The 20,777-nt window shown below is 66.8% G+C and carries 19 protein-coding genes; 14 read left to right on the forward strand and 5 right to left on the reverse strand.

Annotation, left to right across the window (positions count from 1 at the left end; translation table 11 throughout):
• A partial coding sequence (locus tag QZZ29_RS00495) for a glycosyltransferase family 2 protein (protein ID WP_291380536.1) occupies positions 1-845 on the reverse strand: 845 nt, incomplete at its 3' end.
• 56 nt (positions 846-901) lie between these two features.
• Positions 902-1,162 carry a hypothetical protein gene (locus tag QZZ29_RS00500; RefSeq protein ID WP_291380538.1) on the reverse strand — a complete coding sequence of 87 codons (261 nt, stop codon included), beginning with the start codon at positions 1,160-1,162 and terminating at the stop codon, positions 902-904.
• A gap of 155 nt (positions 1,163-1,317) precedes the next feature.
• Here QZZ29_RS00500 and QZZ29_RS00505 point away from each other — a divergent pair, with 155 nt between their 5' ends.
• From QZZ29_RS00505 to QZZ29_RS00550, 10 genes are all read left to right on the forward strand, one after another.
• Positions 1,318-1,491 (forward strand): DUF1508 domain-containing protein, encoded by a 174-nt coding sequence (locus QZZ29_RS00505; protein WP_291380540.1) that lies wholly within the window; start codon positions 1,318-1,320, stop codon positions 1,489-1,491.
• Positions 1,492-1,629: 138 nt separating this feature from the next.
• Positions 1,630-4,470, forward strand: coding sequence for an aminomethyl-transferring glycine dehydrogenase (gene gcvP, locus QZZ29_RS00510; RefSeq protein ID WP_291380542.1), 2,841 nt, complete (start codon positions 1,630-1,632; stop codon positions 4,468-4,470).
• 48 nt (positions 4,471-4,518) lie between these two features.
• Positions 4,519-5,721 carry a glycine cleavage system aminomethyltransferase GcvT gene (gcvT, locus tag QZZ29_RS00515; RefSeq protein WP_291380543.1) on the forward strand — a complete coding sequence of 401 codons (1,203 nt, stop codon included), beginning with the start codon at positions 4,519-4,521 and terminating at the stop codon, positions 5,719-5,721.
• Between the two features lie 40 nt (positions 5,722-5,761).
• Positions 5,762-6,142 (forward strand): glycine cleavage system protein GcvH, encoded by a 381-nt coding sequence (gene gcvH / locus QZZ29_RS00520; RefSeq protein WP_291380544.1) that lies wholly within the window; start codon positions 5,762-5,764, stop codon positions 6,140-6,142.
• Positions 6,139-6,660 carry an NUDIX domain-containing protein gene (locus QZZ29_RS00525; protein ID WP_291380545.1) on the forward strand — a complete coding sequence of 174 codons (522 nt, stop codon included), beginning with the start codon at positions 6,139-6,141 and terminating at the stop codon, positions 6,658-6,660. Before gcvH ends, QZZ29_RS00525 begins: the two co-directional genes overlap by 4 nt.
• A 124-nt stretch (positions 6,661-6,784) precedes the next feature.
• On the forward strand, positions 6,785-7,846 hold the full coding sequence (locus tag QZZ29_RS00530) for an iron ABC transporter substrate-binding protein (protein ID WP_291380547.1): 1,062 nt from the start codon (positions 6,785-6,787) through the stop codon (positions 7,844-7,846).
• Between the two features lie 8 nt (positions 7,847-7,854).
• A complete protein-coding gene (locus QZZ29_RS00535) occupies positions 7,855-9,462 on the forward strand; it encodes an iron ABC transporter permease (RefSeq protein ID WP_291380549.1) in 1,608 nt (535 codons plus the stop codon).
• The gene (locus QZZ29_RS00540; protein WP_291380550.1) at positions 9,459-10,541 is read left to right on the forward strand and encodes an ABC transporter ATP-binding protein; all 1,083 of its coding nucleotides are present in this window, start codon (positions 9,459-9,461) and stop codon (positions 10,539-10,541) included. Before QZZ29_RS00535 ends, QZZ29_RS00540 begins: the two co-directional genes overlap by 4 nt.
• A 158-nt stretch (positions 10,542-10,699) precedes the next feature.
• A complete protein-coding gene (locus QZZ29_RS00545) occupies positions 10,700-11,371 on the forward strand; it encodes a DUF3105 domain-containing protein (RefSeq protein WP_291380552.1) in 672 nt (223 codons plus the stop codon).
• A 92-nt stretch (positions 11,372-11,463) separates the two neighbouring features.
• Positions 11,464-12,417, forward strand: coding sequence for a DUF808 domain-containing protein (locus QZZ29_RS00550; protein WP_291380554.1), 954 nt, complete (start codon positions 11,464-11,466; stop codon positions 12,415-12,417).
• A gap of 43 nt (positions 12,418-12,460) precedes the next feature.
• Here QZZ29_RS00550 and QZZ29_RS00555 read toward each other — a convergent pair whose 3' ends face one another.
• Positions 12,461-13,069 (reverse strand): DNA-3-methyladenine glycosylase I, encoded by a 609-nt coding sequence (locus tag QZZ29_RS00555; RefSeq protein ID WP_291380555.1) that lies wholly within the window; start codon positions 13,067-13,069, stop codon positions 12,461-12,463.
• Positions 13,070-13,245: 176 nt separating this feature from the next.
• Between QZZ29_RS00555 and QZZ29_RS00560 the strand changes: the two genes are divergently transcribed.
• The gene (locus QZZ29_RS00560) at positions 13,246-14,130 is read left to right on the forward strand and encodes a methylenetetrahydrofolate reductase (protein WP_291380557.1); all 885 of its coding nucleotides are present in this window, start codon (positions 13,246-13,248) and stop codon (positions 14,128-14,130) included.
• Between the two features lie 49 nt (positions 14,131-14,179).
• Here QZZ29_RS00560 and QZZ29_RS00565 read toward each other — a convergent pair whose 3' ends face one another.
• Entirely contained in the window at positions 14,180-14,617 is a 438-nt protein-coding gene (locus QZZ29_RS00565; protein ID WP_291380559.1) for an OsmC family protein, read from the reverse strand.
• 175 nt (positions 14,618-14,792) lie between these two features.
• Here QZZ29_RS00565 and metE point away from each other — a divergent pair, with 175 nt between their 5' ends.
• On the forward strand, positions 14,793-17,099 hold the full coding sequence (metE, locus tag QZZ29_RS00570) for a 5-methyltetrahydropteroyltriglutamate--homocysteine S-methyltransferase (RefSeq protein WP_291380561.1): 2,307 nt from the start codon (positions 14,793-14,795) through the stop codon (positions 17,097-17,099).
• 15 nt (positions 17,100-17,114) lie between these two features.
• Here metE and QZZ29_RS00575 read toward each other — a convergent pair whose 3' ends face one another.
• Positions 17,115-18,329: an ROK family protein gene (locus QZZ29_RS00575; RefSeq protein WP_291380563.1), complete on the reverse strand. Its 1,215-nt coding sequence runs from the start codon at positions 18,327-18,329 to the stop codon at positions 17,115-17,117.
• A gap of 173 nt (positions 18,330-18,502) precedes the next feature.
• On the opposite strand from QZZ29_RS00575, the gene QZZ29_RS00580 reads away from it, so the two are divergent.
• On the forward strand, positions 18,503-19,792 hold the full coding sequence (locus QZZ29_RS00580; RefSeq protein ID WP_291380564.1) for an extracellular solute-binding protein: 1,290 nt from the start codon (positions 18,503-18,505) through the stop codon (positions 19,790-19,792).
• 172 nt (positions 19,793-19,964) lie between these two features.
• Positions 19,965-20,777, forward strand: a complete 813-nt coding sequence (locus QZZ29_RS00585) for a sugar ABC transporter permease (protein ID WP_291380566.1) — start codon at positions 19,965-19,967, stop codon at positions 20,775-20,777.

Consider the following 20,777-nt stretch of genomic DNA (forward strand, 5'->3'; position numbering starts at 1 on the left):
GACAGGCCCGCGCCGATGAGGAGAAGCGTTCCCAACATCAGCGACTGATAGTGATTGCCCTCGTCACCGCCAGCGAGAAGCACCGCGTAACGGGCGAACGGAATCAGGCCAGCGACACCAAACACGGCAGTCAATCCGGCGAAGACCGACCACGGCCTAAACACGATGTAGGAGCGCAGGATCGCCTGGCCCGATCTCAGCATGTGTTCAAACATGTTCGAAAACAGTCGCGATTCGCGCGTCTTCGCGTTGGTGGCAATCTCCACCGACTCGATGGCGAGGCTCTTGTTGCCTGCCTGGATGATGGTCTCCATCGTGTAACTGAATTGAGTGACGACGTTGAGGCGGTACAGCGAGTATCGCGAGTAGGCCCTAAATCCGGAGGCCGCGTCGGGCAGCCTTGTGCCGGCCGCGCGGTTGACCACCCACGACCCAAATCGCTGCATGGCCCTTTTGAACGGGGAGAAGTGGGCGATGGTGTGCGTCTGGCGGTCGCCGATCACGATGTCGGCACGTCCAGCGAGAATCGGCTCCACCAGGTCGCCGATGCGTTCCTGCGGGTATTGGTTGTCGCCATCGGTGTTGACGACGATGTCGGCACCGTGTGCAAGCGCAAAGTCGACGCCGTCACGGAATGAGCGCGCGAGGCCCATGCGACGGGTGTGACGGAGAATGTGGTCGACGCCGTGCTCGCGGGCGACGGCGACGGTGTCGTCGTCAGAACCGTCGTCGACGACCAGAATCTCGATCTTGTCAATGCCTGGAATCGTGCTGGGGATGGTGCGCAGTACCGACGGAAGCGTCGCTTCCTCGTTGAGACACGGAATTTGGACGATCAGTTTCACAGCGGCCTCTCGACGGTTATCAGGGTACTCGAGTGTGTCGAGGAGCTGGCGCGAGGTCAGCGTCGTAGCACGCGACGCGCCAGCGCCGCCACCACGGCCAGCACGATGCCGCCGATCGCACCTCCGACGGCCGCTCCGGCGAGGGAGCTGTCTGCGAGCGAAGGCGTGAGTGAATCGGCCCACATGGCCTTGCCCAGGAATCCGCCGAGCGCTCCGGCGAGCAGATTGAGCCACCATCCGCCATCGACAAAGCGGTGAACCTTGGCCGCACCCGAACCGGTCATGGCTCCCAGAATCGTCGCGACCAGGGATTCCATGGTCGGACGCTAGTCGGAGTGGACGCGACGTGTCGAGCCCACCAAGAGGGGGGCACGAGCATCGCGAGGGGGACGTGAGGACTCTGGTCAGCCACGGTCGTGCCTCCTAGGATGGTTCTCACCGAGTACCGCACCAGACGCAAAGGAGCACTGGAGTGCACTTCGAGATCTATAAGGACAAGGCGGGCGAATTCCGCTTCCGGATCAAAGCCACCAACGGCAACGTCCTCGCATTGAGCGAGGGCTACAAGGCGAAGGCCTCAGCCGTGAACGCCATCGACCGCATCAAGTCAGACGCAGCCAGCGCGGAGACAACCGACAACTCATAATCGTGGTGAGCGCGGCGCCTTTTCCCATGGGGAAGGGCGCCGTTCTTCTGGCCAACGCAGGGTCTGCGTGAGGGCCGCGATGCGCGCCGCGCGGGCCGTGATCTGTCGCCGGGTCTCGCAGTACGACAGAATGGGCTCGTGACTACCTTCGCCGATCGCCACATTGGACCTGAGGACGCTTCTGCCCAGCGGATGCTCGACGCCGTCGGCTATGCCTCCCTCGACGCGCTCATCGACGAGGCTGTACCTGAGTCGATCCGCCAAGACGACATCCTGGTGCTTCCTCCCGCCCTGACGGAAGGTGAAGCGCTCGCCGAACTCGATGGCTATGCGCGACAAAACGTGCAGTCGGTGCAGATGATCGGTCAGGGCTACTACGACACGATCACGCCGGCGGTCATCCGACGCGGAATCTTGTCCAATCCCGCCTGGTACTCGGCCTATACGCCATACCAGGCGGAGATTTCGCAAGGCCGCCTGGAGGCCATGCTCAACTTCCAGACGATGGTGTCCGACCTCACCGCTTTGCCGCTCGCGAACGCATCATTGCTCGACGAGGCGACCGCGGTCAGCGAGGCCGTGCTGCTCATGCAACGCGCGGCTCACCGCGGCGGAGCCGTCGTTCTCGACGATGAATGCTTCCCGCAGACGATTGAGGTGGTCTTGGCGCAGGCCGAGGCCCTTGGCATTGAGGCGCGAGTCGAGGCCATCTCGGAAGAGTGGAAGCCGGCCGACGACGTCACGGGGGTGGTGATCCAGAATCCGGGAATGTCGGGAGTGCTGCGCGACCTCGGACCGCTGATTGCCGCGGTGCATGACGCGGGTGCGTTGGTGACGGTGGCATGCGACATCCTGTCCCTCAGCATTGTGAGTCCTCCGGGCGAAATGGGCGCGGACATTGCCGTGGGTTCGGCCCAGCGTTTCGGTGTGCCGCTGTTCTACGGCGGACCACACGCCGCGTTCATCGCAGTGCGTGCGGGCCTCGAGCGCCAACTGCCCGGTCGGCTCGTCGGCGTTTCCGTCGATGCCGCGGGCAATCCTGCCTACCGCCTGACGCTCCAGACCCGCGAGCAGCACATCCGGCGAGACAAGGCCACGTCGAACATCTGCACCGCACAGGCACTGCTGGCCGTCGTCTCGTCGATGTACGCGATCTATCACGGTCCCGATGGGTTGCGCGATATCGCGATGGAGGTTCACTCACGCGCCGTGACGTTGTACGACGCCCTGACGGCCGCGGGCTTCCAGCCGATGCACGACGCCTTCTTCGACACCATCACGTTGCACATGCCCCGCGGCGCGGACTCCGTGGTGTCGCGCGCGGCGGCCGCAGGGATCAACATTCGCAAGGTGGACGACGACAGGGTTGCCCTTGCGTGCGATGAGAAGACGGAGCTGGCAACCCTCGACAAGCTGGTCGAGGCGGTCATCGGGACCAAGCGTCACCCCGTGTACACGGCGCCGCGCGTGGCGATCCCGCGCGGGATGCGGCGCACCTCGGCTTACCTGACGCACCCCGTGTTCACCGCTCACCGCTCGGAGGCGGCGCTCACGCGCTACATGCGCAAGCTGTCGGACCAGGACTTGGCGCTTGACCGCACGATGATCCCGCTCGGCTCGTGCACCATGAAGCTCAACGCGGCGGCTGAGATGGAGCCCATCCTGTGGCCGGGTTTCGCCAACATCCACCCCTTCGCCCCCGCGGAACAGACCATGGGCTACCGCCACATGATCGAGCAGCTGGAGGACTGGCTGGCGGAGATCACGGGCTACGCGGCCGTGTCTGTGCAGCCCAACGCCGGCTCGCGCGGCGAATACGCCGGCCTGCTCGCCATCCGCAACTATCACCTGAGCCGCGGGGAGTCGGAGCGCAACATCTGCCTCATCCCCGATTCTGCTCACGGCACCAACGCGGCCTCGGCCGTCCTAGTGGGCTTCCGGGTAGTGGTGGTGAAGACGGCCGCGGACGGCGAGATCGACGCGGCCGATCTCGAGTCGAAGCTGGCGGCCCACGGGTCCAAGGTCGCGGCCATCATGATCACCTATCCATCGACCCACGGCGTGTACGAGCCGCACGTGAAGGATGTGTGCGCGGCCGTTCACGACGCAGGCGGCCAGGTCTACATCGATGGCGCGAACCTCAACGCGTTGGTGGGCCTGGCCAAGCCGGGCCACTTTGGGGGAGACGTCTCGCACCTGAACCTCCACAAGACTTTTGCGATCCCACACGGCGGCGGCGGACCGGGAGTGGGGCCCGTGGCCGTGGCGAAGCATTTGGTCGAGTTCCTGCCAGCCGTGCGCCAATCGATTCTGCGTCCCAACGACTTGCGACGCGAAGGCGCGGCCGTCAGTGCGGCGCCCTACGGCTCGGCGGGAGTGCTCCCCATCGCGTGGGCGTACATCGCGATGCTGGGCGCCGACGGCCTGCGCCAGTCCACCCAGATGGCGGTGCTCGCCGCCAACTACGTGGCCGTACGCCTCGACAAGTACTTCCCGGTGTTGTTCCGCGGGCCCGGCGGCCTGGTGGCGCACGAGTGCATTCTCGACGTGCGGGAACTGACCAAGACGACCGGCATCACCGCGGAGGACGTCGCGAAGCGACTCATCGACTACGGGATCCACGCCCCCACCATGTCCTGGCCCGTCGCCGGAACGCTCATGGTCGAGCCGACCGAGTCGGAGGACCTCACGGAACTGGATCGCTTCATCGACGCCATGATCGCGATTCGCGGCGAGATCGATGCCGTCGCGAATGGTGACGTCTCTGCCGAGGATTCGGTGCTGCGACACGCACCTCACACGGCGGAGGCGGTGGCGGCAGATACCTGGACCGCCGCGTACTCGCGCGAGGTGGCGGCATTCCCCGTTCCCGGCCTGCGCCGCGACAAGTACTTCCCTCCCGTGCGGCGCATCGACAATGCGTACGGGGATCGCAACCTCGTATGCACGTGCCCTCCGTTGGAAGAGTACGAGGACTAGAGACCCGCGGCGGCCATGTCAGTGCGCCGCGCCGTCTACGCTGGCAATATGAATCGCTCCCCACTGCACCACGAGCACGTCGCGCTTGGCGCGACCCTGACCGAGTTTGCGGGCTGGGAGATGCCCGTCCGCTATGCAGGCGACGTGGCGGAGCACCAGGCGGTGCGCACCGCCGCAGGGCTGTTCGACATCAGCCACATGGGCGAGATCTCGCTGCGCGGCCCGGACGCCGCCGCAGCCCTCGACTTCGCGCTGGTCTCAGGCATGGCACGCCTGGCGATCGGGCGGGCAAAGTACTCGATGCTGTGCACCCCGGACGGCGGAATTATCGACGACCTCATCGTGTACCGGCGCGACTGGGATCACTTCATCATTGTCGCCAACGCGGCGAACGTGGACGCGGTGACGGAGCAGTTGGCGGATCGTTGCGAGCCCTTCGACGTCACCGTCGAGAACATCACGCACCAGGTGTCGCTCCAAGCCGTTCAGGGGCCACGGGCCGTGGACATCGTGACTGAGATGTGCGAGTTGGGCGCCGAAGACGTGCGCGCGTTGAAGAATTACGCCTGGTGCACGGTGCTGCTGCGCGGAGACATCCACGCCATGGTGGCGCGCACCGGATACACCGGCGAGGACGGCTTCGAGTTGTTCGTGGTTCCGGACGATGCGGTCGAGGTGTGGCGGCTCGCTCTGGCCACGGGCACACCCCACGGCCTGATGCCGTGCGGGCTTTCGGCGCGCGACACCTTGCGGCTTGAGGCGGGCATGCCCCTGTACGGCCAGGAACTGTCGTTGTCGACCACGCCCTATCACGCGGGCCTGGGTTGGGTGGTGCACACCGGGGCCGCGCGCGAGGTGACGCGCCCCGGGCTCGACGGTGCGGTGGGCCTGACGGACGAGCGTGTCGAGCGCGGGGACTTTGTGGGCCGCGAGGCGTTGGCCGCTGCCAAGGAGACGCACGACGCTTGGGCCGAAGACCCCGCATCGGCGCCTGACGACGCGCGGGTGCTTGTCGCACTTGTGGGACAGTCGCGCCGTTCAGCCCGACCCGGTTACGCCGTGATGTCGGGCGATGTCGAGGTGGGTGTGGTCACGTCCGGGGCGCCGTCTCCCACCTTGTCCGCGCCGATCGCCATGGCGATGGTGCATCCTTCCGCATCTGCTGTGGGCACCATCCTCGAGGTCGATGTACGTGGTCGACGCGAAACCATGGCGGTGAGCGCGCTACCGTTCTACTCACGGGCCTCGTAGCGAGGCGTTGCCCGCATTCCCTTGACGAAAGGCTGTTGTCATGTCCTCGATTCCTGCAGACCTGCTGTATTCCGCTGAGCACGAGTGGGTGTCCGGTGACGTCGAGCCTGGCTCGGTGGTGACCGTTGGCATCACCGAACACGCCGCGAATGCCTTGGGTGACGTCGTATTCGTCGAGTTGCCGTCCGTAGGCGACGAGGTGACGGCGGGCGAAGTGTGCGGCGAACTCGAGTCCTCCAAGGCGGTGAGCGAGCTGTACTCGCCCGTCTCGGGCATCGTGACGGCTGTCAACGAGGCGCTGAATTCGTCGCCCGCGGCCATCAACGACGAGCCCTATGATGGCGGCTGGATCTTCAAGGTCGACGTCTCGGAGGGCATCGAACTGCTTGACTCTGAAGCATACGCCGACCACATCGCGTGAGTGCTGGCGCGCCTGACGAGCTCCTGATCGTCGCGGGCGCCGTCACCGACTCGTCTGAGGTGCCGCGCCTGCTGCTGGCGGCGCGGCGCACGGCGCCCGAGTGGGCGCGCGGTCTGTGGGAGTTTGCGGGCGGCAAGGTGGAGTCCGGCGAGACGGCGGTCGAGGGCCTGCGCCGGGAACTCGACGAGGAGCTCGGCATCGACGTCATCGTCGGAGACGAACTACGGGGCCCGGAGGTGTCCACCGTCTCGGGCGATGCGGTGTGGGAGATCCGGGCGGCGGGAGCGAATCCCGCGCCCGGAGTGGAGCCGTCGCCGCTGAGGTTGGTGCTGAGGCTGTTCTGGTGCGAACTTGCGCCGGACTCTGCCCAGCCGGAGCCGCTCGAGTATCACGACCAGCTGCGGTGGCTGGAGCCGGGGTCGTGGGTTGACGGAGTTCCGTGGCTGCCTGCCGACGAGCGGATCGTGGCCGCACTCGTGAACGATGCGGTCGCTCGGCATCGTCGTTCCTCCTGCTAACACCCGGTCGCGCGCCCCTCGACACGCCCCGCCGCCCCGTCGGCGAATTACGCAATTGACTCGTTGCATAATTCCATATTAGGCTCGCCTTACTTCGTCACGACACTCTTCAGAAAGGCCTGAGATGACTGCCCTGCGCCCAGCCGCGATTGCGACTGCCGCCCTCGCCGTACTCACGCTCAGCGCATGCGCCGCCGGTGATGGCGACGCCATGCCGACACCGGGGACGGCATCTTCAGCGTCCGCGGTCGCCGATGGCACCTTCACGCTGTACGCGGGTCGCGACCAGGAACTGATTGACCCCCTCATCGAGCAGTTCGAGTCCGACACCGGCATCAGCGTCGACGTGCGTTACGCCGGGAGCACCGAATTGGCCGCGCTGCTCCTGGAGGAGGGCGACGCCACTCCCGCCGCCGTATTCCTGGCGCAGGATGCCGGCGCGCTGGGAGCCATCGCCAAGGCCGGCATGTTCGCCACGCTCCCCGAGAGCATCACCACGACCGTACCCGCGGGCTTCACGTCGACGGATGGCTCCTGGGTCGGTGTGACCGGACGCGCGCGGGTCATCGTCTACGACAGTGAACAGCTCAGCGCCGACGAGGTGCCCACGACGGTCGCGGCCCTCACCGACGAAAAGTGGTCCTCCCAGGTGGGCATCGCCCCCACCAACGCGTCGTTCCAGTCCTTTGTCACCGCGCTGCGCGTGCTCGAGGGCGAGGATGCTGCCAGGGCGTGGCTCGAGGGCATGAAAGCCTCGGACGCCCAGGTCTACGCGAAGAACACGCCAATCCTGGAGGCCGCCAACGCGGGCGAGATCAAGCTTGGCCTGATCAACCACTACTACTGGTATCGGATGGCCGCCGAGGTGGGTGCCGAGAACATGCGCGCCAAGTTGGCGTTCCCCGAAGCGGGCGACGCAGGCAGCATCGTCAACGTGACCGGGGCCGGGCTGCTCACCGGAGCGGCAGATGACGCCGACGCGCTGCAGTTTATTGAGTACCTGGTCTCGCCGGCCGCTCAGCAGTACTTTGTCGACAACACCTACGAGTATCCGTTGATCGATGGAGTCGCGGCGCCCGAGGGCCTGCCCGCCCTCGAGACGCTGACCAACCCGGAGTTGGATCTCGCCGACCTCGACAGCTTGGGGAAGACCACCGAGATGCTGGTGGAAGTAGGCCTCCTGTAAGGAGACACATGCGGCCCGCAAGGTTCACGGCGGCGGCGGACTTGGAGGCAGCTCCGGACCCCCGTCGTCGTTGGCGCGCGCCGGGCGGGCGCCTCATTCTGCGGGCCTCGGCGGTGGTGGCCGCGTCGCTGGCAGCCATCCCCTTGACCTACCTCGTGGTGCGGGTGGCCCAGGCGGACGGCACGGAGATCGTCCGTGCGTTGTGGAACGCCCGCATCGCGACCCTCATGGTGAACACGGTGGGCCTCGTGCTCGCGGTCTCGGCGGCGTGCCTGGTGTTGGGTGTGGCGACCGCGTGGCTCCTGGCTCGCACCGACCTGCCAGGGCGCCGCGTGTGGCTCGTGGTGTCCTCCCTGGCGCTCGCGGTGCCTTCGTATGTGGCGGCATTCGGCTGGATCGCGACCACGCCGGTACGCGGCTTCTGGGGCGCGTTCCTCGTGCTCACCCTGTGCAACGTGCCGCTCGTGATCTTGCCGACCATCGCCGCCCTGCGTCTTGCCGACGCGGCCAGCGAGGACGTCGCGCGCACGTTGGGCCGCACCCGCTGGAGGGCATTCCTCGAGGCGACCTGGCCGCAGATTCGCCCCGCCTCTCTGGCCGGGGTGCTGCTGGTGGCGCTGTATGTGCTGAGCGACTTCGGGTCCGTCGCCCTGATGCGCTACCAAGCGTTCACGTGGGCCATCCAGGTGGCATACGAGAGCCTGTTTGACCGCACCCTGGCGGCCGTGATGTCCGTGGTCCTGGCCGCGATGGGGATCGCGCTCGTGGCGGCCGAACGGCGCATTCGGGGAGCCCAGGCGCGCACGGGCTCGACCGTGGCGGCGCGCACCCAGCCGGTCCCTGTGGCGCTGGGCCGGTGGCGTTGGCTCGCCCACGGCGGTCTCGCGGTGGTGGCGGCGCTGTCGCTCGGGGTGCCGCTCGGTGCGCTGGCCCGGTATCTCTTGCTGAGGACCGAGACCTCCACGACGGTCAAGACGGAAGACCTGCTGGCCGACGCGTTGTCCACGGTGGGGCTTGCGGCGGCGGGCGCGGTCGTGGCGCTTGCCCTCGCCCTACCCATTGGCATTGTGGCGGCCCGCTTCCGCTCGCGCCTGGCGACCGCCACCGAGTCCGCCAGCTACCTGGGACTGGCCTTACCGGGCATCGTCGTGGGCCTGTCGCTCGTGTTCTTCTCGCTCAACGTGGCGCCGATGCTGTATCAGTCGATCTGGATGCTCGCCTTCGCCTACGGCGTGCTGTTCCTGCCCAAGGCGGTGGGCGCCGTGCGATCGAGCATCGTTCAGGTGGAGCCCGGCTTGGAGGACGTGGCCCGCACCCTGGGTTCGACGCCCGCGGGGGTGTGGATCCGCGTGACCGCACGCATCGCGTGGCCGGGCATCGGGGCGGGCGTGCTGCTGGTGGCGCTGACGGCCATGAAGGAATTGCCGGCGACGCTGCTCCTGCGACCCACGGGCACGGAGACGCTCGCAACGTCGCTGTGGCGGCTCACATCCGGCACCGCCTACGCCGCGGCCGCGCCGTATGCGCTGGTGCTGATTGCGGTGGCCGCCGTGCCGGCGTTGCTGCTGACGCGGGAAGTCGCAGGCGGTAAACGCCACCCGGAGGAGACACTGTGAGCGAACTGCAGGTACGCAAGATTGTGGCGGGTTACGATGCCGCGCCCGTGTTGCGAGGCATCACCTTCACCGTGCCGCACGGTAGCCTCACCGCCGTGCTCGGACCGTCGGGTTCCGGCAAGTCCACGCTGCTGCGCGTCATCGCCGGACTGAACCGGCCGGTCGAGGGTGCCGTCGTCGTCGACGGCACGGTACTGTCCGGCCCCCGTGTGCACGTGGCCCCTGAGCGCCGGCGCATCGGATTGGTACCCCAAGACGCCGCGCTGTTTCCACACCTCGACGTGCTCGCGAACGTGGGCTTTGGCCTGCCGCGCGCGCAACGCCGTGGCGGAAAGGCACTGGACCTGCTGGAGATGGTGGGCATGACCGACTACGCCACCCGCATGCCAGGCGAGTTGTCCGGCGGGCAACGTCACCGCGTAGCGTTGGCGCGAGCTCTGGCGACGGAGCCGGACGTGGTGCTCCTGGACGAGCCCTTCTCCGCCCTTGACGCGGCGCTGCGTGCTGAGGTGCGCGGCCAGGTGCGCCAGGTGCTGCGGCGCGCGCAGACTACGGCGGTACTGGTGACGCATGATCAGGACGAGGCGCTATCCATGGCGGATCACGTGGCCGTGGTGGACGAGGGCCGGCTCGTGCAGGTTGGCACTCCGGCGGAGATCTACGCCAAGCCCGCCTCGCGATGGCTTGCCCGGTTCGTCGGTGGAGCGCTGGTTCTGCCCGGCACGTGGAGCGACGGCGCGGTGGCCGGCCCCCTGGGAGTGGTGCCCGCGAACCTCGCCGACGGGCACGTCGCCCATCCCGGCGACACCGTGGACCTGGTGCTAAGGCCCGAGCAGCTGTCGGTAAGCGCCATAGGCGCGGGGGGCGGCCCCGGCGTCATCGCTCTGGTCCGCGATGTCGCCTACTTCGGGCACGACGCGGTGGTCACCATGGACCTGCCCGCATGCGAGCAGCCCGTGCAGGCGCGCGTGCTGGGCGACCAGCAGTGGCGCCCGGACAGCGAGGTGCTCGTGGGCGTGCGGTCAGCCGGGTTGGCTTTCACGCGTCGCCGAATTCCGAAGCGGTTGGCAGATTTGTGACGGCGGCGAACCCTGCCCGGGCCACCATGCACATCGCGTGTCAGAACCTCGCGGTCGTCCGCTAGTCCCCTCTGATCGCCTATCATGATCTTCCACGTGTCCGACATCCGCCCCGATCGTTCGAAACGTCGGTGACTGCAACGATCCGGAGAAAACCTATGAGCGCAAGCAAGAAGACGGGCCCCACCAAGGACGAACGGCGTGCCCGCGTTTCGGAGATTCGCGCCGCCCAGTTGCGGGACGATCGTCGCCGCAAGTATCTGACCATCCTCATCTTCACCGGAATCGTGTTGGCCCTGGTGGTGCCTACCGCGTTTGTCATCGCCAACGCGGAGCGCGATGCTGCTGCGGTCGAGCAGGCGGCGAGCCAACCGATCGTGGGCGAGCGAGTCGACGACATCTCCACGGCAACACACGTCGCAGGGGATATCTCCTATGAGACCCGAGAAGCGGTTGCTGAAGGCACGCTGTTGCCGCCGACGGGCGGCGACCACGACCCCGTCGTGCAGAACTGCGGCTTCTATGCGGAGCCGATTCGCAGCGAGAACGCCCTGCACTCCCTCGAACACGGCGCAGTGTGGTTGACATATCGGCCCGGGCTCGACGACGCACAGGTCGCCAGGTTGAGCGAACTGGCACAGGAGAACCCGTACCTGTTGGTCAGCCCGTTTCAGGATCTCGCCGCCGACGTCGTGGCCACCGCCTGGGGTGTTCAGGTCGAACTTGATTCAGCGCAGGACGAGCGTCTTCTTCCCTTCTTGGAGCGCTACCTGCAGGGAGAGCAGACGCCCGAGCCGGGTGCGTCCTGCCAAGGCGGAATCGGCGGCTGACGGCCGATCAGCAATCGAAGTTGCCGTGCATGATGTCAGGGTCGCCGGGCCCCGGATAGCCTTGTGCTTCGACGGATGAGCGAGGAGTAATCATGGCCGGCGGTTTGGTGGCACTCCTAGACGACATCGCCGCGCTCGCCAAGCTTGCCGCGGCGTCCGTTGACGACATCGGCGTGGCGGCGGGCAGAGCGAGCGCGAAAGCTGCGGGCGTCGTCATTGACGACACCGCGGTGACGCCCCGTTATCTCCATGGATTCACTGCCGCACGCGAACTTCCCATTGTCCGGCGGATTGCGTTGGGGTCGCTGCGCAACAAGTTGGTTTTCATCCTCCCGGCCGCGTTGCTACTGAGCCAGTTCCTCCCGTGGTTACTCACACCGATTCTGATGATCGGCGGCACCTACCTGGCCTTCGAAGGTGCCGAGAAGCTATATGAGCTCGTCACCGGTCACGGTAAACACACGGTGGCGGTTCCGGTGGCGGCCCAGGGTGCGGACGTCGAGAAGACCATGGTGAACAACGCCATCCGCACCGACTTCATCCTCTCGACGGAGATCATGGTCATCGCGCTCGACGAGGTGACGGATGAACCGTTCGTGTCCCGTGCGATCATTCTTGCGATTGTGGCGCTTGCCATCACGGCGGTCGTCTACGGGATTGTGGCGCTCATCGTCAAGATGGACGATGTTGGCCTCTACCTGGCCGAACGGCAGCGGGGCGCGACCGCGGCGATCGGGCGGACGCTGGTCCTTGCTATGCCGAAGGTGCTCGCGGTCCTGTCGACGGTGGGGATTGTCGCGATGTTGTGGGTCGGCGGGCACATCTTGCTTGTCGGGCTTAATGAGATCGGTTGGGCGGCGCCCTACGAGGCGGTCCACAGCGCGGAGGACGCGGTGCACGCAGTTGCGGGCATTGGCGGCTTCCTCGGCTGGCTCGCGAACACCCTGGCGTCAGCCTTGGCCGGCACGGTGGTGGGTGCGGTCGTGGTCGCAGTGGTCCACCTGGTGCCGAGACGCAAGAAGAACGACTCGGCCGACGTGCACTGATGGTGGCGACACCGGCGCCGCGCGCGGAGTGTTCGTGAGCACGTCAGCTGGAGTTACTTGCCGACGAGTGGGATACGCCCCCAGATCGAGTTGGGACCACACACCCCTCGATGTGGTCGTCCACCAGGCCGCACGCCTGCATCGCGGCGTACATGGTGGTGGGCCCCACGAACACGAAGCTGGCCTTCTTCAGCTCCTTGGTCAGCGCCACCGACTCCGGGGTTGACGCTGGCACCTCGTCCCATCCGCTGGGGCGTTGAGCGCGTGGCGCTGGGGCGTGAGACCAGAAAAGCCGGTCCAGGGAGCCGCCAGCCTCCTGCAACGCGACCACGGCGCGCGCGTTGGTGATGGCCGCGTTGACTTTGAGCCGGTTGCGCACAATGCCAGCGTCGGCCAGTAGCCGTTCCACGTCGTCATCCCCGAACGCCGCGACGGCCGCAGGCTCGAAGCCACAGAAGGCGGCGCGGAAGTTGTCTCGCTTGCGCAGGATGGTGAGCCAGGACAGACCGGACTGCATGCCTTCCAGCACGATGCGTTCGTACAGCGCGGCGTCACCGTGGACGGGCACGCCCCATTCGAAGTCGTGGTACTGCTCGTAGAGCGGTTCTCCGTTGCCAAAGCAGCGAGTGAGGTCGTTCGGTTCCGTGATCATGGTTCTAGTCTGACGGGCGGGACCGCCGCGGCGCCTCGTGAGGGCGCCCGGGGTGGACTGTGGTGGCAAAGCCTCCCTGGGCACGATGCCGCGGCCGGGCGGCGGCCGCCGCCGCGGGGCCCCCGGCCCGCATGCGCTTGGTTTCTGCGCGCGCGCCCGCGTAGTCTTGCCACGCCATGACGATCCGAGACCTCCTCGCCACCGAGCACACGACCCTGTCGTACGAGCTCTTCCCGCCGCGCACTCCTGCGGCCGAGGTCTCGCTTGAGGCCGCCATGGAGGTGCTCGCCAGCACCCGCCCGGACTTCATCTCGATCACCTACGGCGCGTCCGGCTCCACCCGCTCCACGAGCCGCGCGGCGGTGCAGCGCCTGGCCGAGGCGCACACGATCCCCCCGCTCGCGCACCTCACATGCGTCGGCCAAAGCAGGGCCGAGCTGATCGGCGTCATCGAGGCATACCTTGCCGAAGGCGTGCGCGACTTCCTGGCGCTACGTGGCGACCCACCCCAGGGTCAGGTCGATTGGAGTCCGCACCCCGACGGCCTGCTCTACGCCTCCGAATTGGTCGCGCTGCTGCGCGAGGTGGCCGGAGCGCAAGGCGTGGACATCAGCATCGGAGTGACTGCGTTCCCCGCCCAGCACGCCCTCGAGCAATGGCGCCAACAGGGACTCGACGTGCTACGCGCCAAGCAAGACGCCGGCGCGGACTTTGCGATCACCCAGGTGTTCTACGAGGTGCCCCACTACGAGGCTCTGGTGCGCGACGCATCCGCTCAGGGCATCGGCTTGCCGATCGTGCCCGAGGTGATGCCACTGGTCTCCGCGCGCCGCGCCTATCGCGCCGCCGAGCTCACGGGCGTGCCCACGCCGGACGAACTGTTGGCCGCGCTCGAGGCCGCAGAGGACGACGACACGGCGCTTGCCACCGGCGTGGCCCACGCGGCCCGCCTGTCCCGCGACTTGGTCGATGCGGGCGCACCCGGAATCCACATCATCACGTTCAACAAGCACGAGGCCGCATGCGAACTCGTGGACGCGTTGGGCCTGCGCCAGTCCTAGAGCCGGGCAAGGCTCCCCAGGATGCCGGGCCCGTGCGTGTGCGGGGCTGTCAGCCGTCGTAGTCGTTGGCGTCGATGAACGTGACCTTCGCGCCGTGCTCCACCGTCCGCGACACCGTGCACGTCTTGTCATGAGCAGTCTTGAGAGCGGCGCCGACCCGGGCACGCGCCTTGTCTCCGTCGTCGCCGTCGGGGAAGCGAAGGTCGAAGCTCAGACGGATGTCGCGCAGTATCGCGCCGTCCGCGCCACCGCTGACCTTGTCCGCCACCGCGGTGACCTCGAAGTGCTCGGGCTCGACGCGACGGGACGTCATCGCGTCGGCGTCCGTTGATGAGCAGCCCAGGATGGCGGCAAGCAACAACTCGACGGAGCCAAAGCCCCCGGAATTGTGGCCGAACCGCAACTCGGCGCCCGCAGAGTTGGTGGCGATGTATACACCCTCCGACTCGCGGCGGAGAGTGACAGTGCGCTCGGAGATCTCTTCCATGAGGTGATTCTTTCACGAGTCACGTCGCCTCGACTGCTTCGCGTCCGACCCCGCCAGCACGCATTGGCCCGCGGGCTTGTCAGCCGCTAGACTGTGCGGCGCTGTCTCGGCGCCGGTACGAGCGTCGATCAAGCGCAATGGCGAGCCCGCCGCGCATGCACTCATTTGAGGAAACATGTCTGACGTCACCCCTGCTCCCTTTCCCACCGGCACCATCCTCGGCTACCCGCGCATCGGCGCGAATCGTGAGCTGAAGAAGGCGCTCGAATCCTTCTGGAAGGGCGCCTCCACCGAGGCCGACCTGGAGGCGACTGCCGCCGCATTGCGCGCCGCGACCCGCGACCGCCTGGCCGGTTTGGGTCTGGGCGCCACCACGAGCGCCATTCCCTCGAACTTCTCGTTCTACGACCACATGCTGGACGCGGCCGTCACCTTCGGTGCGATTCCCACGCGCTTCGCAGACCTGCGCGCGCACGACGGATCGGTCGACCTGGCCGCCTACTCCACCATCGCGCGCGGCGAGGGCGACAAGGCCCCGCTCGAGATGACCAAGTGGTTCGACTCGAACTACCACTACCTGGTTCCGGAGATCGGCCCCGAGACGGTGTTCGCGCTGTCCGGCACGCGATGGGTTGACGAGTTTGTCGAAGGCAAGAACGCGGGCTACCTCACCCGCCCCGTGATCACGGGCCCGCTGACGTTCCTGTACCTGGCGAAGGCCTCCGACGAGGCCAAGACCGGCTTCGACCCGATCAGCCGCCTGGACGACCTTCTTCCGGTGTACGCCGAACTACTCGCGGCGTTCAAGGCCGCTGGTGCCGAGTGGGTGCAGATCGACGAGCCCGTCCTGGTGGCCGACACCCACGCCGACCGCTCCGAGGTACTCGCCAACGCCGAGCGCGGGTACTCCTGGTTGGGTGAGCAGCAGGCCCGCCCGCAGATCTTGGTGGCCGCCCCCATGGGATCGCTTGACGACGCCCTCCCCGTGCTTGCCGCCACGCCCGTCGAGGCGATCGGCATCGACCTGGTGCGCGGCAACCTCCCCGTGGGTGTCCACCTCACCGGCAAGGTCATCGCCGCGGGAGTCATCGACGGCCACAACATCTGGCGCGCCAACCTGGATTCCGCCCTGGCGACGCTCAGGGCCGTCGAGGCGCTTGGCGCCACGGTTGCCGTGTCGACCTCCACCTCGCTGTTCCACGTGCCTCACACCCTCAAGGGCGAGGAGCACCTGGGCGAGGAACTGCTCAGCTGGCTGGCTTTCGCCGACGAGAAGGTGAGCGAAGTCGCCACCCTGGCCACCGCTCTGACCGAGGGTGAGGACGCAGCGGCCGACGCCTTGGCCGACGCCCGCGCCGCACTCGCCTCGCGCAAGGCTCACCCGGGGACCAACCGTGCCGACGTGCGCGACGCGCTCGCGGCTGTCAAGCCCCAGGACTACGCCCGTGCGGACTACCAGGTGCGCGCGGCCGCTCAGGCCAACCGCTTCCACCTGCCCGAGCTCGCGACCACCACGATCGGCTCCTTTCCGCAGACCCCCGAGATCCGCAAGGCCCGCGCCGCGTGGGCCAAGGGCGCGATGAGCGACGCCGACTACGAGGCCGCCATGAAGGCCGAGATCGCCAACGTCGTCAGGATGCAGGAAGACCTCGGGTTGGACGTTCTGGTTCATGGCGAGGCCGAGCGCAACGACATGGTGCAGTACTTTGCCGAGCTGCTCGACGGCTTCGACGTCACCGTCAATGGCTGGGTGCAGTCCTATGGCTCACGTTGCACGCGCCCGTCGATCCTGTGGGGCGACGTCGCTCGCCCCGAGCCCATGACGGTGCGTTGGGCGCAGTACGCGCAGTCGCTGTCGGACAAGCCGGTCAAGGGCATGCTCACCGGCCCGGTGACGATCCTCGCGTGGTCGTTCGTGCGCGACGACCAGCCGCTCGGTGTGACCGCCAACCAGGTTGCCCTGGCGCTCCGCCAAGAGATCGCGGACCTCGAGGCGGCCGGCATCGGCATCATCCAGGTGGACGAGCCCGCCCTGCGCGAACTGCTGCCCCTGCGCAACGCCGACAAGACCGCGTACCTCGACTGGTCCGTCAACGCCTTCAAGTTGGCCACCTCCGGCGCCAAGGACGATACGCAGGTGCACACGCACCTGTGCTACTCGGAGTTCGGCGAGATCATCGACGCGATCGATGGGCTCGACGCTGACGTCACCTCGATCGAGGCGGCCCGTTCCCGCATGGAGGTGCTGCCCGCGATTCGGGACCACGGTTACCGCCGCGGCATCGGCCCGGGCGTGTGGGACATTCACAGCCCTCGCGTGCCCTCGACGGAGGAGATCACGGAGCTGCTCACGCTGGCCAAGGGCTCGATCCCCGGCCAGCAACTGTGGGTCAACCCTGACTGCGGCCTCAAGACCCGCGGATATGCGGAGACCACCGCCAGCCTCGAGAATCTCATCGCCGCGACCAAGGCTGTGCGCTAAGGCGAAGGCGGTGCGTTAGGACGCAGGCGGCAAGCCGACTGCGGCAGCGGCGGTCCGCTCGCTGGCTTCTTCGTTGCCAGTGGACGTGTCGGTGCCGAGGACGTGGGTCTGCAGCGCAAGCACGGCCGCGCCCCGACACCACTCGGCGTCGTCGCCGGACGTCGTGAGAAGGGCCACGTCGGTGGCCCGCGGATCACGCCGCTCGCTGAGGCCTTGTCGGACGGCGGGTCCTGCGACGGAGACGAGCCGCACCCCCTCGCCGCCCAGGATGACCAACTGAGGCATCGTCAGGTTGGCGATTGCCGCGATGAGGTGGCCAAGCCCTCTGGCCGCGTTTTCCACGATCGTGCGCGCTGCCAGGTCACCGGCGGCGGCGAGGTCGAGGGCTTGGTCGTAGGACACGTCGCTCTTGAGCGCCTCGGAAACCGCTCCGCTGATGGCCGACTGGGTGAGGATCGTCCGTGCGCAGCCGCGGTGTCCGGCCTCGCAGAGTGGCCCATACGGGTCGACTGGCCAATGGCCGATGAGGCCCAGGCCTGCATCGTCGCTCTGCACGACGAGCCCACCCGCGACGAGCCCGTAGCCGATGCCCGCGCCGAGGGTGACGACCGCGAAGCGCTCCAGGTTCCGACCGCCGCCGAACCACCTCTCGTACTCCGTGAAGGCCACCAGGTCGTTGGCGACAACAACGGGGAGACCCGTCGCCGCCTCAAGACGCGCGCCGAGTTCAACGTTGACCCACTCGAGGAAGGGGGCAGCTAACACGGTGCCGTCGGGCGCGACGAGGCCGCCGATACCGAGGCCGACTGCGGTCACCTCTTGGACGCTTGCCCGCAGTTCGCCGACGAGGTGGCCCAGGGCGGCGATGACGGCGGAGGGTTCCCGCGACTCGAGCGGTGTGCTCGCTTGCGTCACCACCTGCGCGCGCAGATTGGTGACGACGCCCAGAGCGCTGTCTCCTGTGAGCTTGATGCCGATGAAGTGACGGGAGTCCGCGACGACGTCGAGCAGCCGAGAGGGCCTGCCCACATGGCCGCTCGATTGCTCACCGACCTCGACGAGCAAACCCGACTCGATGAGCGGCTGCGCGAGACGCGTGAGCGACCCCGCCGACAGGTCGAGTGTGCGGGCTATCTGGGCGCGGGAGACGGGTCCGTTGATCAGCACCTCAAGCGCAACATCCAAGGCGGTGCCGCGATGTGAAGTCCATGATGGTGTTGCGATCCGCATGCCGACTCTCCCCACATCACGTCTAATTAGTTTCGCGTATCAATATGGTAACGGATGAAACGCTTCTTGAACACCTCCTTGACAGTCCAATACTTTTGGAGTAGAACTATTCATAGCAGGGCAGGCGTGCGTTGGGTGCGTCGAACAACGGGGTTCAAAGAAAGGCCTTCACCATGAAGATTTGGAAATCGGGCGTAGCGGTGACCGCCGCACTCGCCTCACTCACGCTCGCCGCGTGCAGTTCGTCAACACCGGAAGTCACGCAAGTGACCGGAGGCGATGGCGCGGCTGAGTTGGCTGGCACCGTCACCTACTGGCACGCCTACAGTGCCGACTCGCCCGAGGTCGCCACCCTCGAGGGCACCATCATTCCGGCGTTCGAGAAGCTCCACCCGGGGGTGACGGTCAAGGACGTCCCCATTCCCTACGACGAACTTCACCAGAAGTTGATCACCGCCGCCGCCGGAGAGCAGCTGCCGGACCTGGTCCGCGCGGACATCGGCTGGGTTCCGGAACTGGCGAACCTTGGCGTGCTCGACCCGCTCAGCACGTCGATGCCGGACTTCCAGACCTACGCCGACCAGGTGTACCCGGGAACGCTGGCGACCAACCTGTGGAAGGGAACGTACTACGGCCTCCCGCTCGACACGAACACGCGGGTGTTGCTGTACAACGCCTCCTTCTTTGAGCAGGCAGACATCGCGATTCCCACGACCGTCGACGAGCTCATGGCCGCCGGGCCAGCGCTCAAGGAGGCCAGCGCATACGCGTTTGCCGACAACGGCGCGGGTGGCTGGAACATGTTGCCTTGGATCTGGAGCGCAGGCGGTGACATCACCGATACCGACGTGACCGTCGCGACGGGCTACCTGAACAGTGCCGAGTCGGTCCAGGGCATCCAGAACCTGGTTGACATGTACAACGCTGGCTACATGCCCGACATCATCCTTGGTGACTCCGGCGGCCTGCAGACCAGTGATGGTCTGGCAACCGACAAGTACGCCACGATTCTCGATGGCCCGTGGATGTACCCGATCTTCGCGGGGCAGTACCCGGACTTCACGGTCTCCGCGTCTCAGGTGCCCGCGGGCGCCGGCGGTAGCGTGTCGGTCGTCGGCGGCGAGGACATCGTCATGACGAAGTCCTCAAGCAACAAGGACGCGGCAATGGAGTTCATGCGCTACCTCCTGTCCGAGGAGGCGCAGCTCGCCATGGCTGAAGTCGGCCAGATGCCGGTGCTGTCCGACCTCGGTCCGCAGCTCACGTCGATCAACGCGTACTACGCACAGTTCGTGGAGCAGCTCCAGACCGCCAAGCCGCGCCCGCCGACGCCGGCGTGGTCGCAGATCGATTCGATCATGCAGGACGCGATTCGATCGGCCTTCCGTGGCGACAAGACGGTCCAAGAAGCGCTCGACGAGGCGGCCTCGCAGGCGGACGCCCTGCTGGCTGAGTTCAACTAGCGAGGAAGTAAACACCGCCATGTCGACACCCCAGAGCCTTGCGGCACCCCCCCGTACCGCGGGTTCGGGGTCCCGGCGGTCGCGACACCATGTCGCGGCTGCCGGGAGACGGCGCGACACCTTCGCCGCCTACACATTCATCCTCCCAGGTTTTGCGATCTACGCGCTCGTCATGCTCTACCCCGCGATCCAGACCCTCCTTCTCAGTTTCCGGGACTGGAACATCGCGCCGGACCAACCCAGTCCTTGGGTCGGTCTTGACAACTACATTCGAGCGTTCGGCGATCCCGTCTTCGTCGACTCCCTTGTCAACTCGGCGGCGTACACGGCATTCACCGTGCCGCTCCAGATGATCGTCGGACTCTCTTTGGCCGTCCTGCTGGATGCGAAACTGCCCGGCAGGGTGGCGTTCCGAGTGCTCTTCTACCTTCCGGTGGTGACCAGCTGGGTGGTCGTGTCACTGCTGTTCCAGTACATCTTTTCTTCCGGCGATGGCCTGGCGAACCATGTGGTCGTCGACATGCTTGGGCTTGCGCCGGAGAACGTGAGTTGGTTCCAGGAGCGCTGGTCGGGACTCTTCGCGATCGCAGTCCTGGGCGTCTGGAAGGGCATCGGATGGTCGATGCTGATCTTCCTCGCGGCACTCACGGCGGTGCCGGAAGCCCTCAAGGAAGCTGCCCAACTCGACGGCGCCAACGCCCTCCAACGCTTCCGCCACGTCTCCATGCCAGCCATCCGCTCGGCCCTGTCGGTCGTGTTCATCCTGCTGTTCATCGGCGGATTCAACGTCTTCATATCGGTGTTGCTGATGACTGGGGGCGGGCCCGGAAACGCCACCCAAGTGCCCTTGACGTACATGTACCAACAGGCATTCAAGTTCCTGGACTTCGGCTACGGGAGCGCAATCTCCTTCACGCTGACCTTGGTGGTGCTCGCCGCATCGGCGCTGCAGTACTCGTGGTCCCGGAAAAGGATGGCGGACTGA

The sequence above is a fragment of the Demequina sp. genome (assembly GCF_016278765.1).
In the GTDB taxonomy this organism is placed as follows: Bacteria; Actinomycetota; Actinomycetes; order Actinomycetales; family Demequinaceae; genus Demequina.

Coding starts and splice junctions, on each gene's coding strand:
- QZZ29_RS00500 (WP_291380538.1), bottom strand. CDS start 1,162: ATGGAATCCCTGGTCGCGACGATTCTGGGAGCCATGACCGGTTCGGGT.
- gcvT (WP_291380543.1), top strand. CDS start 4,519: ATGAATCGCTCCCCACTGCACCACGAGCACGTCGCGCTTGGCGCGACC.
- gcvH (WP_291380544.1), top strand. CDS start 5,762: ATGTCCTCGATTCCTGCAGACCTGCTGTATTCCGCTGAGCACGAGTGG.
- QZZ29_RS00530 (WP_291380547.1), top strand. CDS start 6,785: ATGACTGCCCTGCGCCCAGCCGCGATTGCGACTGCCGCCCTCGCCGTA.
- QZZ29_RS00535 (WP_291380549.1), top strand. CDS start 7,855: ATGCGGCCCGCAAGGTTCACGGCGGCGGCGGACTTGGAGGCAGCTCCG.
- QZZ29_RS00545 (WP_291380552.1), top strand. CDS start 10,700: ATGAGCGCAAGCAAGAAGACGGGCCCCACCAAGGACGAACGGCGTGCC.
- QZZ29_RS00550 (WP_291380554.1), top strand. CDS start 11,464: ATGGCCGGCGGTTTGGTGGCACTCCTAGACGACATCGCCGCGCTCGCC.
- QZZ29_RS00555 (WP_291380555.1), bottom strand. CDS start 13,069: ATGATCACGGAACCGAACGACCTCACTCGCTGCTTTGGCAACGGAGAA.
- QZZ29_RS00560 (WP_291380557.1), top strand. CDS start 13,246: ATGACGATCCGAGACCTCCTCGCCACCGAGCACACGACCCTGTCGTAC.
- QZZ29_RS00565 (WP_291380559.1), bottom strand. CDS start 14,617: ATGGAAGAGATCTCCGAGCGCACTGTCACTCTCCGCCGCGAGTCGGAG.
- metE (WP_291380561.1), top strand. CDS start 14,793: ATGTCTGACGTCACCCCTGCTCCCTTTCCCACCGGCACCATCCTCGGC.
- QZZ29_RS00575 (WP_291380563.1), bottom strand. CDS start 18,329: ATGCGGATCGCAACACCATCATGGACTTCACATCGCGGCACCGCCTTG.
- QZZ29_RS00580 (WP_291380564.1), top strand. CDS start 18,503: ATGAAGATTTGGAAATCGGGCGTAGCGGTGACCGCCGCACTCGCCTCA.
- QZZ29_RS00585 (WP_291380566.1), top strand. CDS start 19,965: ATGCTCTACCCCGCGATCCAGACCCTCCTTCTCAGTTTCCGGGACTGG.